The organism is Pseudomonas sp. MWU12-2037, assembly GCF_023242345.1.
GTDB lineage: Bacteria > Pseudomonadota > Gammaproteobacteria > Pseudomonadales > Pseudomonadaceae > Aquipseudomonas > Aquipseudomonas gingeri_D.
This window is the reverse complement of the sequence record NZ_JALLIZ010000001.1, coordinates 247,988-265,396: the sequence shown is the minus strand read 5'-3', so window position 1 is coordinate 265,396 and position 17,409 is coordinate 247,988. Positions and strand designations below refer to the sequence as shown.

Sequence of the window (17,409 nt, the reverse complement as noted above, 5' to 3'; positions counted from 1 at the left end):
AACACCAATAAAAAGCCCGGCACCCACGCAAATGGGGCCGGGCTTTTTTGTCACTGGCCGATCATCAGGCGTCCAGCTCGGCCCAACGTTCCACCATCACTTCCAGCTCGGCCTGGAGTTTTTCCAGCCCGGCGATGACCGCGGCGGTCTCCGCCGCCGGACGCTGATAGAACCTCGACTCGGCCATTTCGGCTTCAACAGCGGCAATCTGTTGTTCCTTGGCTTCGATTTCACCCGGCAACGCTTCCAGCTCGCGCTGCAATTTGTAGCTGAGCTTTTTCTTCGCCACCGGCTGTTCGACCGCTGCCGCAGCCGCCACTACCGCGGAGTTGAGCTCGGCCTTGCCGGATTTGTTCTCGGTCACACCGAGCAAACGCGGCGAACCGCCCTGGCGCAGCCAGTCCTGGTAACCACCGACGTACTCGCGCACCTTGCCCTCGCCTTCGAAAACCAGGGTGCTGGTGACCACGTTGTCGAGGAAAGCCCGGTCGTGGCTGACCATCAGCACGGTACCGCTGAACGTCAACAACACTTCTTCCAGCAACTCGAGGGTTTCCACATCGAGGTCGTTGGTCGGTTCGTCGAGTACCAGCAGGTTGGACGGTTTGCTGAACAACTTGGCCAGCAGCAGGCGCGCGCGCTCACCACCGGACAAGGCCTTGACCGGCGTACGCGCACGCTGCGGGCTGAACAGGAAGTCGCCCAGGTAGCTCAGCACGTGACGGCTCTGGCCATCGATGTCGATAAAGTCGCGACCTTCGGCGACGTTGTCGATCACGGTCTTTTCCAGGTCCAGTTGATGGCGCAACTGGTCGAAGTAGGCCACGTCGATGCGCGTCCCCTCTTCCACCGTGCCGCTGGTCGGCTGCAGGCCATTGAGCATCAGCTTGAGCAGAGTGGTCTTGCCGGTGCCGTTGGCTCCGAGCAGGCCGATCCGGTCGCCACGTTGCAGGACCATGGAGAAATCCTTGATCAGGAACGGGCCACCCGGGTGCGCGAAGCTGACGTTTTCCAGCACCATCACCTGCTTGCCGGACTTGTCGGCGGTATCGAGCAGGATGTTCGCCTTGCCGGTGCGCTCGCGACGCTCGCTACGCTCCACACGCAGGGCTTTCAAGGCGCGCACACGGCCTTCGTTACGGGTGCGGCGGGCCTTGATGCCCTGGCGGATCCAGACTTCTTCCTGGGCCAGGCGCTTGTCGAACAGCGCATTGGCGGTTTCCTCGGCCGCCAGCGTGGCTTCCTTGTGCACCAGGAAGCTGGCGTAGTCGCCGTTCCAGTCGATCAGGCCGCCGCGATCCAGTTCGAGGATGCGGGTGGCCAGGTTCTGCAGGAAAGAACGGTCGTGGGTGATGAACAGCACCGCGCCCTGGAAATCCTTCAAGGCTTCTTCCAGCCAGGCGATCGCACCGATGTCCAGGTGGTTGGTCGGTTCGTCGAGCAGCAGCAGGTCCGGTTCCGAGACCAGTGCCTGGGCCAGCAGGACGCGCCGACGCCAGCCGCCGGACAACTCGGCGAGGGTCTTGTCGGCCGGCAGTTGCAGGCGACTCAGGGTGCTGTCGACCAGGGTCTGCAAGCGCCAGCCATCGCGGGCTTCGAGGTCGTGCTGGACATGCATGAGCTTGTCCAGGTCGGCATCGGTGACGATGTTCTGGCTCAGGTGGTGGTACTCGGCGAGCAACGCGCCGACCCCGTCCAGGCCCTCGGCAACCACATCGAACACGGTGCGATCGTCGGCCAGCGGCAACTCTTGCGGCAACTCGCCGATCTTGAGGCCGGGCGCACGCCAGACGGAGCCGTCATCGGGCTTTTGCACGCCCTTGACCAGCTTCAACATACTGGACTTGCCTGTGCCGTTGCGGCCGATGATGCACACCCGCTCACCACGGGCGATCTGCCACGACACCTTGTCCAACAACGGCATGGCGCCGAAGGCAAGGGACACATCGCTGAATTTGAGCAGGGTCATGAGCTTCTCCAAAAACCGGGCGCGCATTCTACCTGACTTGAGCCAGGAGGCGGCCGGCAATTTTATCGGCACCTCGGTTCAAGATGACAATTGGTATCAAGTTACGTACGGCAACCGGTAAAACGTTCTCCCACGGATGGCAAACAGCTAAGCTATTAGTAATCAGCCGCGGAATTTTCCACGGCTTGTCAGGTTTTATTTTCTCGGAACTCCCATGCGCAGCCGTCTGTTCAATTTTTTATCGTGTCTGCTTCTTTCTACCTGCGCTGTTCAAGCCGCCCAGGCGCTAGAGCTCTCCCAGCAACGCCAGTTTTACGATGAAGCCAAGCGCGCCCTCGCCAACGGCGACTCGGGCCCTTATTTCCGCTACCAGGACGCCCTCCAGAACTATCCGCTGGAGCCCTACCTGGCCTACGACGAGTTGACCGCGCGTCTGAAAACCGCGAGCAATGCCGAGATCGAGCAATTCCTCGCCGCCCATGGCGACCTGCCCCAGGCCAACTGGATGAAGCTGCGCTGGTTGCGCTGGCTGGCCGAACGCGGCGACTGGCAGCCCTTCGTCAAGTACTACGACCCCAAACTGAATTTCACCGAACTGGACTGCCTCTACGGCCAGTATCAGCTCAGCCATAACCTGCGCGCCGAGGGCTATGCCACGGCGGAAAAGCTCTGGATGACCGGCAAGACCCAACCGAGTGCCTGCGACGCCCTGTTCAGCAGTTGGGCCGCCGATGGCCAATTGACCGAACAGAAACGCTGGCAGCGCCTGAAACTGGCAGCCGATGCACGCAACTATGGCCTGGCCAGCAGCCTGGCCAGCGGACTGACCACCCTTGCGCCCCAGGGACGCCTGCTGATCGACGTGGCGCAGAAGCCGGAACTGTTGAGCCAATCCTCGCGCTTCCTTCCGGCGGATGAGGCCATGTCCGATGTCGTCGGCCTCGGCCTGCGTCGCCTGGCTCGCCAGGACCCGGACAAGGCCATGCCCCTGCTCGACAGCTATGCCGCGAGCATGCACTTCTCCCGTGACGAAAAGGTTGCGATCGCCCGCGAAATCGGCCTGACCCTGGCCCGCCGCTACGACAGCCGCGCACTGGAGATCATGACCCAGTACGACCCGGAGTTGCGCGACAACACCGTGACCGAATGGCGCCTGCGCCTGCTGCTGCGCCTGGGCCGCTGGGAAGACGCCTACCAACTGACACGCCGACTGCCACAGGACCTGGCGACCACCAATCGCTGGCGCTACTGGCAAGCCCGCAGCCTGGAGCTGGCGGAACCGGCAAATCCGCAAGCCCTGGTACTGCTGAAGAACGTCGCCCGCGAGCGCGACTTCTATGGTTTCCTGGCCGCGGACCGCTCGCAGACGCCTTACCAGCTGACCAACCGCCCCCTGGTGCTCAGCGCACAAGTGATGAACAAGGTCCGCAATACCCCGGGCATACTCCGCGCGCTGGAACTGCATGACCGCGGCCAGGTGGTCGACGGGCGCCGCGAGTGGTACCACGTCAGCCGTCTGTTCAGCCGTGATGAAATGGTCGCCCAGGCCAAGCTGGCCTATGACCTGAAATGGTATTTCCCAGCCATCCGTACCATCAGCCAGGCGCAATACTGGGATGACCTGGATATCCGCTTCCCCATGGCCCATCGCGACACCCTGGTGCGTGAAGCCAAGATTCGCGGGCTGCACTCGAGCTGGGTGTTTGCCATTACCCGCCAGGAAAGCGCCTTTATGGATGATGCCCGCTCAGGCGTGGGGGCCAGCGGCTTGATGCAACTGATGCCGGGGACCGCCAAGGAAACCGCGCGCAAGTTCAGCATTCCACTGGCCTCGCCGCAGCAGGTACTGGACCCGGACAAGAACGTCCAACTGGGGGCGGCCTACCTGAGCCAGGTGCACGGCCAGTTCAACGGTAACCGCGTGCTCGCGACCGCCGCCTACAACGCCGGCCCCGGCCGCGTCAGGCAGTGGCTCAAGGGCGCCAACCACCTGGGCTTCGACGTGTGGGTGGAAAGCATTCCGTTCGACGAAACCCGCCAATACGTGCAGAACGTGTTGTCATACTCGGTGATCTACGGCCAGAAGCTCAACTCACCACAGCCGTTGGTGGATTGGAACGAGCGCTATTTCGACGACCAATAATCTGGTTTTGTAGGAGCCGGCTTGCCGGCTCCTACAGTGACCGCGCCTGTAAAACCCTGCTATTCGAGCACCGTCACCGGCATCCCGACTTCCAGAACCCCCTGGCCATCATTGACCAGGTTCTGCCCGAACATCACATCGCCGCCCTGCTCGCGGTAAGTCTTGAGGGTCGTCAAGGGCTCGCGGTCGGCACTGCGCTCGCCGGTCTGCGGGTCGAGGGTGGTCAGGATGCAGCGGGAACAGGGTTTCACCACCCGAAACTCGACATCGCCGATGCGAATTCGCTTCCAGCCGTCTTCGGCAAAGGCATCGCCGCCCTCGATCACCAGGTTTGGCCGGAAGCGCAGCATTTCCAGCTTACGCCCGACCTTCTGCGACAGGTCATCCAGAGAAGCCTGGCCGATCAGCAGCAAAGGAAAACCATCGGCAAACGCCACCCGATCCTCTTCCCTGCCGTAGCCGGCCTCGGTGAGGCGGGCGCGCTCCAACGGCACATGCACCAGGCGGGTCGGCTTGCCGATAAACCCGCTCAGCCAGGCCGCCGCCTCATCGCCGGCATCCGGCACACGCAAGGTGTCGCTCCAGATGGTCACGCCACGCAAAGTGTCGTCCTTGCCGGGCAAGGCCACGTCCAGCGCCGAATGGCCGGGAGCACTCAGGGTCAGGCCGCAGGCAGAGTTCCACAGCGCCGACAACTGACTCATCTTGCCCACCGCGCGCTGGGTCAGAAAGCGTCCACTGGCCTCGTCCACCAGCATCCAGCGCCGGTCCCCGGCCAGGCCCAGCTCGTCCAGCGGACTCTGGCGCAAGGCCTCGCCCCGGGCTGATTTCAACGGATATCGATACAGCGCGCTCAGACGCAACATGTCCAGCTCCCGGAGAGACAAAACAGCGATTCTACAGGAGGGCGGGCACGACGGCATTTTTGCGCTGGAACGCGATTTTGTGGGAGCTGGCTTGCCGGCGATGACGCCCACAAAATCAATGCAAGGCTTACCGACCTCATCGCCGGCAAGCCGGCTCCTACAGGTTCAGCGGTGTTTGCAAGTCCGCGGGGATCAGGCGTTATCCAGCATCAACCGCTGACGTACCACATCCACCAACTTGTCCGGCTGGAACTTGGAGAGGAAGTTGTCGCAACCGACCTTCTTCACCATGGCATCGTTGAAGCTGCCGGACAACGAGGTATGCAGGACCACATACAGCCCGCGCAGGCGAGGGTCGTTACGAATTTCGGTGGTCAGGCGGTAACCGTCCATTTCCGGCATTTCCGCGTCGGTGAAAACCATCAGCAGCTTGTCGGTCATCACCGCACCGCCATCCGCCCAGCCCTTGAGCATGTTCAGGGCCTTCAAGCCGTCGCTGGCGATGTGCATTTTCACCCCCAGTTGCCCGAGGGTATCGCGCAACTGGGACAGGGCCACGTTCGAGTCGTCGACCAACAGCACTTCACGGCCACGGGCCTGCTCCATGATCGGGTCGTCAAGCTTTTCACGGGACACCTTGGCGTTGTACGGCACGATCTCGGCCAGGACCTTTTCCACGTCGATGATTTCCACCAACTGGTCGTCCACCTTGCTGATGGCGGTCAGGTAATGCTGGCGACCGGCGCTGGTCGGCGGCGGCAGAATGGCTTCCCAGTTCATGTTGACGATGCGGTCCACGCCACCGACCAGGAACGCCTGCACCGAACGGTTGTACTCGGTGACGATGATAGTACTGTCGGGCCCCGGCACCAGCGGACGCATGCCGATCGCCTGGGACAGGTCGATCACCGGCAGTGTCTGGCCGCGCAGGTTGACCACGCCGCAGACAAACGGGTGACGCTGGGGCATCAAGGTCAACTTGGGCAGTTGCAGCACTTCCTGGACCTTGAACACGTTGATCGCAAACAGCTGGCGCCCCGCCAGACGGAACATGAGAATTTCCAGCCGGTTCTCACCCACCAGTTGCGTACGTTGATCTACTGTGTCGAGAATGCCGGCCATTAATGACTCCTGGGCTTGCTGCTGAAAGTGACATTGAATAGGTTATCGGCGGAGAATATCGGAGCTTGACCCTCCGGCCAAATACCTGCCAAAAGCATTGATGTCACATTAGCATCATGCTTTACTCAGTTCACCCCCTCCTTGTTGCCATGCGCGACCGCAAATGGCAGTCAGAGTTCCCCATACTAGGGGAATCCCCTAGTGACAATCAGGCCCAACCTGATATTCGCGATATCCAATAGCCATTAATGTGACGCCATTCTCATTGCATGAATGGAGTCAGGCTTTTGCTTTCGATTGCAGGACCTCGGCCAGACAGCCCGGTGAACACCTTCACCCATCGTGCTCAAGCCCTCTGGACCGCCGCTTCCGGTGAATTTCTGCGGACCTGCCCGCGGCGCTTTCGGGTGCCCGCCAACTTGCACCTGAGAACGAAATGCAATAGCTGTAATTCGAAACAATCAGAAACAGACTACAGACACACGCGCCCTGTCGGCATTAACTTTAAAACCGTTCGCCCCGTGCGACCTTCTATCGCCTGCCTATGCATTCAAGGAGATAAAGCATGCTGAACGGTAAAGAACGGCAAGCCAGCCTGCCGGAGTTCCTGGTCGAGGCCCAAGCCCTGCAAACGAAAATGCAGGAGTGCTGCCAGCACCTGGAGCTGATCCGCAACGACAAGGACGCCATCGATTGCCTTCTCGTCTCGCTGCACACCCTGGCCATCTGCGCGCAAGGCCTGGGCGTACGCTCCATGGCCCGGTTCTCGCGCCAGATCCACGCCCTCCTGAGCCAGCCCCAGGACCCGCTGAACCTGCATGAAGACGCCTTGCTGGCCCTGCGCAATTGCTTGACGCTGCTGGCCTGGCAAGTCGAATTGATCGACCCGCGTACCGGTCAACTGGGCCTGGACGACGACGAAGAGTCCGAACTGATCACCGCGCTCGCCATCCAGACCGGCCAATATGGCTCCGCTATCACCGAGCCCAGGACCTTCACCCTGATCACCTTCCCCGAACGATCCGTTTGAACCGTTCGCCCTCCTCGCGCCTTCGACCCGCCCTCTTCATACCTAAAAACGACAATAACAACTCCCCTCGAACTTTCAGGTTTCAGGCGATGGTTTTTTAATGCAAAAAGAATAACTAGCGTCTACGCGATAAAGCCCCCCGGAACAGCCATCGGGCTTCAGTTGGAGTAAGCTTGCCCAAGGGTATTTTGTGGAACAAACGTACGATAAAAGTTGACCGCTCGGACATATACCGGCCGAGAGCGACTGCTCCCGAATCGCGTGCTACCATGCCGTTTATTCGCATATGTACTTGTACAGCTTAGTAATTTTGTAAATAGATATCAAAATGACATCATTGCGCAAAGTTTCTCACCCTGACACTGTTTCACCTCGAACGCACACATTAAACCGTACCCGTTTTTCAAACTTGGCCTGTCGGTTGTCCTGACGGTCTACCCGTAGCGAACATTCATCGGCTCCATACGCTATGTACGCCAGCCTCAAGTCATTCAAGCCTTGGCTCCCGTCTCGAAAAAATGCCCGCCGGCTGACAGTCGTGCTATGCGTCAGTTCGGCCATCGCCAGCCTGCTCATCTACAGCACCTGTACAGGCTTCCCGACGGGATTGTTGATCCTCAACCTGGCCGCCCTGGCCAGCGTCTGGCTCCAGCACCGCGACGCCGGCACCTCCATCCAGTTCCAGCCGCAGGAACTGGCTGATCGCCTGCTCCAGGTGCAAGAGAACGAGCGGCATCGCCTCAGCCGCGAACTGCATGATGACATCGGCCAGTTGCTCACCGCGGCCAAGCTCCAGACCCAGTGGTTGCAACGGCGCTTGCCCGACGACCTGCAAAGTCACTGCGAGACCCTGGGCAACACCCTCGACGAAACCCTGGCCAAGGTTCGCGACGTTTCAGCCATTCTCAATCCCCGCCAGTTGACCAGCCTTGGCCTGGAGGCCAGTCTGCGCGCGCATTTGCTCAAGACCCTGGAAAACACCAGCGTGCTCTGGAGCCTCGAGTGTCACCAGCGGCTGACCGGCATCCCCGAGGAGATGGCGGTGACCGCCTTCCGCGTGACCCAGGAAGCCGTCACCAACATGCTGCGCCATGCCCAGGCGCGTAACCTGCTGGTGCGTATCCAGCGCTTGCCCGAAGGCTTGTCCCTGCACATCGCCGACGACGGCCAGGGCTTTTCGCCGGCGCGCAATCCCGGCGAGGCGGGCCAGCGCGGCATGGCCGGCATGGCTGAACGCATTGAACAGGCAGGCGGAACATTGACAGTCACCAGCGGACCCGGCAAAGGTACGCAGATCGAAGCACTGCTGCCCTGGGCGCCACGCGCCCTGGAACGCGCCAGCAAGAATAAGGCTCCATGACCTGCACCCTACTCCTGGTGGATGACCACTCACTGATCCGGGCCGGTGTCCGCGCCCTGGTACTGGATATCCCGGGTTACGCCGTGATCGGCGAAGCCAGCGACGGCGCGCAGTTGCTCGATGCCGTGGAACGGCTGAACCCGGACATCATCCTGCTCGACCTGTCCATGCGCGAAACCGGTGGCCTGGATGCCCTGCGCAAGCTCAAGGCGGTGCGCCCGCAGAGCAAGGTGCTGATCCTGTCGATGCACACCGACCCGCAATTGATCATGCAGGCCCTGGAAATCGGTGCCCACGGCTACCTGCTCAAGGACACCACCGCCACCGAACTGGCCCAGGCCCTGGATGCCCTGCGCGGCAACGAGCGCTACCTGAGCCCGGCCATCGCCCATACGGTGATCAACCAGGCCCTGACCCAGGTCCAGCGCAACCTGCCGGCCGAACGGAGCGCCAACCACAACCTGACCGGGCGTCAGTTGGAGATTCTGCGGCTGATCGTGCGCGGCAAGTCGACCCGGGAAATCGCCAATGGCCTGGGCCTGAGCATCAAGACCGTGGAAACCCACCGTTCGCAGATCATGAAACGGCTGCAGATCTTCGACGTCGCCGGCCTGGTGCTGTTCGCCGTGCGTGAGCAGATCATCAGCCTCGACGACTGAGCAGCGGTGAATCCTCCGGCAGGTGCACCCGCAGGGCCGCCGGACGGACCTCGAAACGCAGGCTGTCGCTGAGCAAGGGCTCACCGTCGAGATTGAGGTACAACCCCTCGGACACCTTGATTTCGACCCAGGGCAGGCGAGCCCGGACGAACAGGTTGTCCAGCCCCCAGCCACCGGCCATCAACTCGCGCAAGGTCGTGATCATCTCCTGGGGGGCCGGCAGGATGCTGATATCGAGCATGCCGTCGTCGACCAGCGCCTCGGGGCACAGCGGGTGCCCACCTCCCGCCTGGCGACCGTTGCCGATGCCCAATGCCAGCAGATCGCCCTTCCAGTGGAAATCCGGCCCCTGCAGCTCGCCATAGGCGACATGCAACTCACTGAAACGGCTGAGGCCGGTAAACAGGTAGGCAGCGCCTCCCAGCAGTTTTTTCAGATCTTCCGAAGTATTGGCGGTGACCAGGCTGCCAAAGCCGCCGGTGGCCATGTTGAGGAATATCTGCTCGCCGACGCCGCCAAGGTCGATCGCCCGCGCCGGGACCTCCAGCAACGCCAGGGCCTGGGCCGGCTCCAGCGGCACACCGGCCGAACGGGCAAAGTCATTGGCAGTCCCCAGCGGCAGCAACACCAGGCTGGCGTCCACTTCGGCATTGGCCAGGGCCTCGGCGACATCGCGCAGAGTGCCGTCGCCGCCGCCGGCAATCAACTGCCGATAGCCCAGCGCCAGCGCTTCGCCGACCAGGCGCCGGGCATCGCCGGCCTCCCAGGTCAGGCGCACCGCCAGGTCCCAGCCCTCGGCCCGCTTGCCCTCGACAGCGGCCCGCACAGCCTCGTTGAGGGCTTGTTTGCCATGCAGAATCAACAATGCCTTGCGCTCGTTCATGAGCCTTGTCTTCCTTCAACGTGACCGTGAAAGATGTTGACCGCGGCCGAAGCAAAAAGACTCTCGATCCATTGAATTTATCTGCTATTTATGTAGTCCTAATACGAAAGAATTAGTCGGATTTTTTTTACAATAAGCCGTCATTTGGCTGTGCAGTCTGCTGTTTCATGCGCTTTACTCAAACCCATAACACCCATAGCAGGAAGCAAACACGAAGCGTCAGGTCGATGAAAATCGCAAGACGACAGTAGGAGGACTCACTTGGATTGACGCTGTTCAATCTGCAAAATGATCAACCTTCAGGGATGGGGTCAGCGCAACAAAGCCTTGGTTTTTCTACTGAAACAACTGCCACGACATTTCGTAATTACCATTCACGATGGTAAGACGGGAGGGGTGTTTATGCGCCTGCAGCCGGTTGACAGCCTGTTACTGACACGACCCAGTATGGTCGAGTACTTCCTGTTCGGCATCCGCCTGATCCATGGCGTGACCGCGATGCTGCCGGGCCTGATGCTGCTGGTATACCTGGGCGAGCAAGATCCAACCGTCATCAAGAGCTACCTCACCCTGCTGCTGTTCTTCGGTTTCATCAGCGTGCTGATCTTCCAGGCGCTGGGCGTGTATGCCGAGACCATCTTCAGCAACCTGCTGCGTTTTCAACTCACACTCTTCGCCTGGTCATCGGCGTTCTGCCTGCTGCTGTTCATGCACCATGGTTTGTCACTGTTCAACTTCCTGACCAACACCGAACTGTTTATCTGGTTTATTTCAAGCCTGATACTGTTCGGTGTCGAACGCCTGGTTCTGCTGACCCTGTTCCAGCAACTGATGCAACGGGGGTTTTTCCTGCAGCACGCGGTTATCCTCGGCGCCACTGAAAACGGCCAGCGCCTGGCCGAATACCTGGCCCAGCACCAGGACATCCGCTCCGGGGTCATCGGTTTTATCGACGACCGCATCGGCCGCCTGCCCAAGACCCTGGTCAACCAGCCGCTGCTGGGCAACTCCAATGACCTGGAACGCCTGATCCGCGAAGAAAAGGTCACCCAGGTCCTGGTCGCCCTGCCCTGGTCGGCGGAAAACCGCATGGACTACATCATCCGCGAACTACGCCGCCTGCCGGTCAATGTGCTGCTGGTGCCGGACATGGTTGCCTTCCGGCATGCCCACAACCGCATCACCGAAGTCGCCAACCTGCCGATGTTCAACGCCTCCGAGGTTCCCCTGCGCGGCTGGTCGCCGATGTTCAAGCGCCTGGAGGACATGGTCCTGTCGAGCCTCGCACTGATCCTCTTGTCGCCGATCATGCTGCTGACGGCCCTGGCGATCAAAATCGATTCGCCGGGCCCGGTGCTGTTTCGCCAGAAGCGCTACGGCTACAACAACCGCCTGATCGAAGTCTTCAAGTTCCGCTCGATGCACCAGCACCAGAGCGATGCCAACGCCGAAACCCAAACCACCCGCGGCGATCCGCGGATCACCCGGGTCGGACGTTTTATCCGCAGAACCAGCCTCGACGAGTTGCCACAGCTGTTCAATGTTTTCATCGGCAGCATGTCGATGGTCGGCCCGCGCCCCCACGCCACGGCCACCAAGGCGGCGGGCATCCTGTTCGAGGAAGCGGTCAAGGAATACACCTCGCGCCACCGGGTCAAGCCAGGCATCACCGGACTCGCCCAGATCAATGGCTACCGCGGCGAAACCGACACCCTGGAAAAAATCGAAAAACGTGTCGAGTTCGATCTGGAGTACATCGAAAACTGGTCGATCTGGTTCGACCTCTACATCCTGTTCCGCACTGTCCCGGCAGTGCTCATGACCCGCGAGGCCTTCTGAATGGGCGTACTCATCCCCTGCATCATCGCCGGTGGCGCCGGCACCCGTTTGTGGCCGGTCTCCCGCGAGGCCATGCCGAAACCCTTCATGCGCCTGCCCGACGGCGAAAGCCTGTTGCAGAAGACCTTCCGCCGGGCCGCCGAACTGCCCGGTGTCCAGCGGGTACTGACGGTGACCAACCGCGAGGTGTTCTTCCGTACCCTGGATGACTACCGCCAGTTGAACAAGGCCGACGCGGCGCTGGACTTCATCCTCGAACCCTTTGGTCGCAACACCGCCCCGGCCATCGCCGCGGCGGCCTTGTATGTGGCCAGGCTCTACGGCGACGACGCGCAACTGCTGGTTCTGCCGGCCGATCACCTGATCAAGGACCTGGACGCCTTCGCCAAGGCGGTCGACAGCGCTCGACTCCTGGCCGAGCAAGGCTGGCTGGTGACCTTCGGCCTGGTACCGATCCACCCCGAGACCGGCTTCGGCTATATCGAGAAAGGTCAGGCCCTGGGCGATGAGGCGTTCCAGGTCGCCCGCTTTGTCGAGAAGCCCAATGCGAAGACCGCGCAGCAGTACCTCAATGGCGGCCGGTACCTGTGGAACGCCGGCATGTTCTGCATGCGGGCCGACGCCGTGCTGCGCGAACTGCGCGAACATGCCCCGGACGTCCTCGAGGCCATGACCGAGTGCCTGGCCCTCAGCCACAGCCGCGAAGGCAGCCAGGAACTTCAACTGGAACTGGACGGCAAGAGCCTGGCCCGGGCGCCGGACATCTCCATCGACTACGCCCTGATGGAACGCTCGCGCAAAGTCGTGGTGGTGCCCTGCCAACTCGGCTGGAGCGATATCGGTTCGTGGCAGGCGGTGCGTGAACTGACACCGGCCGATGCCCAGGGCAACCAGTGCAACGGCGAGACCGTGCTGCATGACGTCAGCAACTGCTACATCGATTCGCCCAAGCGCCTGGTGGGCGGCGTCGGGCTCAAGGACCTGATCATCATCGACACGCCGGACGCCTTGCTGATCGCCGACGGCAAACGCAGCCAGGACGTCAGGCTGATCGCCCAGGAACTCAAGCGCCAGGGCCACGACGCCTATCGCCTGCACCGTACCGTAACCCGTCCATGGGGCACCTACACCGTGCTCGAGGAAGGCAAGCGCTTCAAGATCAAGCGCATCGTGGTCAAGCCCAATGCGTCGCTGTCGTTGCAGATGCACCACCATCGCAGCGAACACTGGATCGTGGTCAGCGGCATGGCGCGGGTCACCAACGGCGACAACGAGTTCATGCTCGATACCAATGAGTCGACCTTTATCAAGCCGGGCAAACAGCACCGGCTGGTCAACCCGGGGGTGATCGACCTGGTGATGATCGAAGTACAGAGCGGCGAATACCTCGGCGAAGACGACATCGTGCGTTTCACCGATATTTATGGACGGGTTCCCGTCGAAACCAGCAAGACCTGAGACACCTGAAACAGTAGGAGCACCCACATGCGCGGACCCGGGTCCGTCAAGGGGGGGTAACCATGCATAAAGGGAAGACTGACCAATGAACAAACTCCTGCTGATCCTCAGTGTTTTATTAATCAGCGCGTGCAGCATACCGGCCAAGGTGGCATTACCGGATAACGACGTCCTGCGCGAAGGTCACCGGGCCGGCGACGCCCTGGCCGGCAAGCCGCTGCCGGACCAGCGCATCCGCGCCGGCGACACCTTGCGTATCGTGCGCAATACCGGTGAAGCGCCGTCCATTTCCGCCTTCACCGCCAACTCGATCTACGAACTGACGCTGTTCATCGTGATGAATGACGGCAGCTTTTCCTACCCCTATGTCGGCAACGTCAAGGCCGCCGGCCTGACCCCCCAACAGCTGACCCTGATCCTCGAAGACAAGCTGAAGAATATCTACCAGGATTCGGCCCTGACGGTGAATATCTCCCAGGCCCCGAGCAACACCGTGTTCGTCGGTGGCTCGGTGCGCACCCCGGCCAGCCTGCCGGTGACCACCGTCACCACCCTGGAACAGGCCCTGATCGGTGCCGGCGGTCTGCTGCCGGTGGGCGACAGCCGCAATATCGCCTTGCTGCGCCAGGACGACGACGGTCGCTACAAGACCTACTTCTTCGACTATCGCGACACCATGCTCGCCGGCGCCAGCAACCGCGCACCGGTGCTGCTGCAACGCGGCGACGTGGTGTTCGTGCCCAAGTCCCATGTGGGCAACGGCATCGAGTGGGTCGACCTGTATCTGAACCAATTGATTCCCTTCCAGAAATCCATTGGCATCGGCGCGAACTACAACCTGAACAACTCCACCAGCACTGGCAACTGATCGTTAAGGACAACAGACATGATCAATATCCGCTCCTTCCGAGACTTGTTGCGCCTATTCTTCATCTTCAAGCGCGAAGTGAAAACCACTGTGCTAGTGACTTTCGTCGTCATCCTGCTGGGAGCCTTCCTGTTGCCCAACCGCTACGAGTCCACGGCCCTGCTGCTGGTCAAGCCGGGCCGGGACACCAGCACCTTGCCGATCGAGATCTCCGACCGCCAGGCAACTATTATCCCCAGCGCCCAGCGCGACCCGATCATCGATGAGGAACGCATCCTCACCGGGCGCCCGATCGCCCGGCTGGTAGCCGAGCAATACCTCGACGAGCTGTCCAGGGTACCGCCCCAGGAAGGCTTTATCGCCACCCTCAAGACCCTGGTCAAGAGCACGGTGCAGGGCCTGCTGGATGTCGGTCGCGGCCTGCTGCAACTGCTCGGTCTGGTGGAGAAGCAGACACCGGTCGAACGCCTCGCCGACCAGTTGACGAAGTACTTCAGCGTGACCCACGCCGTGGGCTCCTCGGTGATGGAAATCAGCTTCACCTGGAACGACCCGCAGGTCGCCCAGACCATCGTCAAGAGCTGGATCGAGCAGTATGAACAGGAACGCACCCGCACCCTGGGGCGTAAAAGCCTGTACGCCTTCTATGAAGGCGAAAGTACCGCGACCACCAAACGCATCCTCGACTACAAGAAACAGATCGAGGCCCATCTCAACGAGCTGGGAGCGGTGAGCATCGGCGAGCGCCTGAACGATATCTCGCGCAACCTCAACAACCTGCGCGGCGAGCACCTGAACACCACCCGTGCGGTGGCCTCGACCAAGAGCGGGCTGGACCGGATCAAAGCCCAGCTCGACAGCATGAAGAAAGAAATCAGCATCGGTCGGCAGATGAGCATCAACCCGGACCGCCAGGACCTGCAACAGCGGATCAACGCCAAGCAGATCGAACGCCAGGAAATGCTCCGCACCTTCAAGGAAGGCGCACCGCCGGTGAAGGCCATGGACAAGGCGATTGCCAACCTGGAAGACCTGCTCAAGTCGCAGAACGCGGTAGTCCAGCGCACCGATAACCTGGCGCCGAACCCGGTCTACACCCGCCTGCAGAACAGCTTCGCCGACCAGGAGGCCAGCCTCAGTCGCTTGCAGACCCAGGCCGCCCAGCAGGAAACCCAGCTCAACCAGTTGGAGCAGGACCGCCGTCAGGCCCTGGCCCTGGAGCCGGAAATGGCCCGCCTGCAACGTGAACTCGATGCCGCGGAAAAGAGCTTCGCCCTGTACAGCACCAGTACCGAGAAAGCGCGGATCGACCGTGAACTGGACAAGAGCCAGATCAGCAACATCGCGGTGATCGAACAGGCCACCCTCAACGAAAGCCGGGTCTTCCCGAAAAGCCTGACCATGCTCTTGCTGGCCATTCCGCTGAGCCTGGGGGTCGGCCTGCTGGCCCTGTATTTCTTCTATCTGCTGGACCAGCGCATCCACGACGGCGACAAGATCGAGTCACGCTTCGGGGTCAAGATCTGGACCAGCCTGCAAGACATCAGCAACGGCAGCATCCAGCGTCGCACCGCGTTCACTGCCAGCATGTACCGGCTCTATGGGGTCCTGCCGCTGGAACAGGTCGCCGAACACGGACTGGCCATCGGCCTGACCTCGGCCCGGCGTGGCGAAGGGGTCAGCTTCGTCATCGAGCACCTGGCCAACCTGCTGCAGGAACGCGGCCATCGGGTCCGCGTCGACGGCCAAGGCCCGGCGCATCCGGGGGAAATCCTGCTGCTCAATGCCGGCGCATTCTTCTCCAACCAGGAAGCCTTCGTGACCCTGCGCCAGGCCGACCTGATCGCGTTGATCATCGAAGCGGAAAGCACCACCGTACCGATCCTGGAAAATGCCCTGTCGACACTCAATACCGCGTTCAAGCGCGTCGACGGCATCATCCTCAATCGCCGGCGTTTCGAGATCCCCGAGCGTGTACTCAATACCCTGGCCCGCATCCGGAGCCATGCCTGATGCATATCGCCCTGATAGCGCCCCTGCCACCGGAACAGAATGGCATCGCCGACTACGCCGGGCATCTGAAAGCGGCACTGGAAAACCTCGGGGTGCGTGTCAGCACGCCCCTGGCGGGAGTGGGCAACGACCCGCAACGGGCCAGGGAGCTTGTAGCGCAGGCATCGTGGCAGGGCATCGATCTGGTCCACGCCGAAATCGGGGGCGGGCGCCTGGCCGAGTTCCATGCTTTGAAGGCCCTGCGCGCACGCTTCCCGGCGCTGCCGCTGACCGCGACCTTGCATGACCCGGAACGCCTGGTCTGGCGCCGCGAGCGCTTGCCCTGGCCGCTGTCGCTGGCCGCACGGCTGCCTTCGCCGCTACCACAGATGGCCACGGTGCTGGCCGATCCGCTGTGCCTGTACGAGGAGCGGCAACTGGCCCGCAGCCTGACCCGCCTGGTGACACTCACCCATTCGGGCGGCCATTGCCTGCGCCAGCGCATGGGGTTGCGCAACGAACAGATGGCAGTGATTGCCCACGGTAACCTGGCCATCGCGGCAAAGCCCCTGCCCGCGCTGGAGCCGCTGCGACTGCTGTACTTCGGTTTCATCTACCGCGGCAAGGGCATCGAAGACCTGCTCGACGCCCTGGCCATCACCTTCACCCAGCAACCGGCTTTGCGGACCCGCGTGCGCCTGACCCTGGCCGGGGGCAGCGAGCCGGAGATGGCCTTCGGCCCTTCGGGCAGCTATCTCGATCAACTGCGCCAGCACATCCAGAGCCTTGGCCTGCAAGACAACGTCGACTGGCAACTGGACCTGCCGGCCGCCGAGATCCCCGCCGTAATCCAGGCCCACCACGTGATGGTGCTGCCGTACCGCGAGTCGAGCAAACTCAAACTGCTGGGCAGCCTGCGCGGGACCAGCGGCGCGCTGTCCTGGGCCGTGGCCTGCGGACGCGGCGTCATCACCTCGGACGCACGTTCCTTTGCCGAGGAAGTGTCCCAGGGCAACGGCGTGATTTTCCCCCAGGGCAATGTCACGGCCCTGGCGACGGAGCTGAGCCACTTGTGCGCCAAGCCGGAACTGGCGATCAGTTGGGCCGAACAGGCCAGCGCGATCGGCGCACAGCGGGTCTGGAGCCACACCGCCGAGCGCTTCCTGCAGTTGTTCCAACAGGCCTGCGGAGGACATCAAGATGTGGCGTAGAGCCTTTTT

General features: G+C 61.7%; 13 protein-coding genes. 9 read left to right on the top strand and 4 right to left on the bottom strand.

Features of this window, described 5'->3' with window-relative positions:
* Nucleotides 1-64: 64 nt before the first annotated feature.
* Nucleotides 65-1,969 carry an ATP-binding cassette domain-containing protein gene (locus tag M5B42_RS01190; RefSeq protein ID WP_248744803.1) on the bottom strand — a complete coding sequence of 635 codons (1,905 nt, stop codon included), beginning with the start codon at nucleotides 1,967-1,969 and terminating at the stop codon, nucleotides 65-67.
* A 214-nt stretch (nucleotides 1,970-2,183) separates the two neighbouring features.
* Here M5B42_RS01190 and M5B42_RS01185 point away from each other — a divergent pair, with 214 nt between their 5' ends.
* Nucleotides 2,184-4,112 carry a transglycosylase SLT domain-containing protein gene (locus M5B42_RS01185; RefSeq protein ID WP_248744802.1) on the top strand — a complete coding sequence of 643 codons (1,929 nt, stop codon included), beginning with the start codon at nucleotides 2,184-2,186 and terminating at the stop codon, nucleotides 4,110-4,112.
* Nucleotides 4,113-4,171: 59 nt separating this feature from the next.
* Here the strand turns inward: M5B42_RS01185 and M5B42_RS01180 are convergent, their stop codons facing one another.
* Both M5B42_RS01180 and M5B42_RS01175 read right to left on the bottom strand, forming a co-directional pair.
* A complete protein-coding gene (locus tag M5B42_RS01180; protein ID WP_152737313.1) occupies nucleotides 4,172-4,978 on the bottom strand; it encodes an MOSC domain-containing protein in 807 nt (268 codons plus the stop codon).
* A 192-nt stretch (nucleotides 4,979-5,170) separates the two neighbouring features.
* A complete protein-coding gene (locus tag M5B42_RS01175) occupies nucleotides 5,171-6,100 on the bottom strand; it encodes a chemotaxis protein CheV (RefSeq protein WP_103496718.1) in 930 nt (309 codons plus the stop codon).
* A 565-nt stretch (nucleotides 6,101-6,665) separates the two neighbouring features.
* On the opposite strand from M5B42_RS01175, the gene M5B42_RS01170 reads away from it, so the two are divergent.
* The 3 genes from M5B42_RS01170 (at nucleotide 6,666) to M5B42_RS01160 (ending at nucleotide 9,149) form a co-directional block, all read left to right on the top strand.
* Complete coding sequence (locus M5B42_RS01170; protein WP_103496717.1) at nucleotides 6,666-7,130, top strand: hypothetical protein; 465 nt, start codon at nucleotides 6,666-6,668, stop codon at nucleotides 7,128-7,130.
* 469 nt (nucleotides 7,131-7,599) lie between these two features.
* Entirely contained in the window at nucleotides 7,600-8,490 is an 891-nt protein-coding gene (locus M5B42_RS01165) for a sensor histidine kinase (protein WP_177102517.1), read from the top strand.
* Nucleotides 8,487-9,149 carry a response regulator transcription factor gene (locus M5B42_RS01160; protein WP_177102519.1) on the top strand — a complete coding sequence of 221 codons (663 nt, stop codon included), beginning with the start codon at nucleotides 8,487-8,489 and terminating at the stop codon, nucleotides 9,147-9,149. The genes M5B42_RS01165 and M5B42_RS01160 overlap by 4 nt, the downstream gene beginning before the upstream one ends.
* Here the strand turns inward: M5B42_RS01160 and yegS are convergent.
* A complete protein-coding gene (gene yegS, locus M5B42_RS01155; protein WP_103496714.1) occupies nucleotides 9,133-10,032 on the bottom strand; it encodes a lipid kinase YegS in 900 nt (299 codons plus the stop codon). The two genes, M5B42_RS01160 and yegS, sit on opposite strands and share 17 nt — an antisense overlap.
* 402 nt (nucleotides 10,033-10,434) lie before the next feature.
* On the opposite strand from yegS, the gene M5B42_RS01150 reads away from it, so the two are divergent.
* The 5 genes from M5B42_RS01150 (at nucleotide 10,435) to M5B42_RS01130 (ending at nucleotide 17,400) form a co-directional block, all read left to right on the top strand.
* Nucleotides 10,435-11,871, top strand: coding sequence for an undecaprenyl-phosphate glucose phosphotransferase (locus tag M5B42_RS01150; protein WP_152737310.1), 1,437 nt, complete (start codon nucleotides 10,435-10,437; stop codon nucleotides 11,869-11,871).
* Nucleotides 11,872-13,329 carry a mannose-1-phosphate guanylyltransferase/mannose-6-phosphate isomerase gene (locus M5B42_RS01145; protein WP_248744801.1) on the top strand — a complete coding sequence of 486 codons (1,458 nt, stop codon included), beginning with the start codon at nucleotides 11,872-11,874 and terminating at the stop codon, nucleotides 13,327-13,329. It begins immediately after the preceding gene.
* A gap of 85 nt (nucleotides 13,330-13,414) precedes the next feature.
* Nucleotides 13,415-14,197, top strand: coding sequence for a polysaccharide biosynthesis/export family protein (locus M5B42_RS01140; protein ID WP_103496711.1), 783 nt, complete (start codon nucleotides 13,415-13,417; stop codon nucleotides 14,195-14,197).
* A gap of 18 nt (nucleotides 14,198-14,215) precedes the next feature.
* Nucleotides 14,216-16,210 carry a GumC family protein gene (locus tag M5B42_RS01135; protein ID WP_103496710.1) on the top strand — a complete coding sequence of 665 codons (1,995 nt, stop codon included), beginning with the start codon at nucleotides 14,216-14,218 and terminating at the stop codon, nucleotides 16,208-16,210.
* Entirely contained in the window at nucleotides 16,210-17,400 is a 1,191-nt protein-coding gene (locus tag M5B42_RS01130) for a glycosyltransferase (RefSeq protein WP_152737308.1), read from the top strand. Before M5B42_RS01135 ends, M5B42_RS01130 begins: the two co-directional genes overlap by 1 nt.
* Nucleotides 17,401-17,409 lie beyond the last annotated feature (9 nt).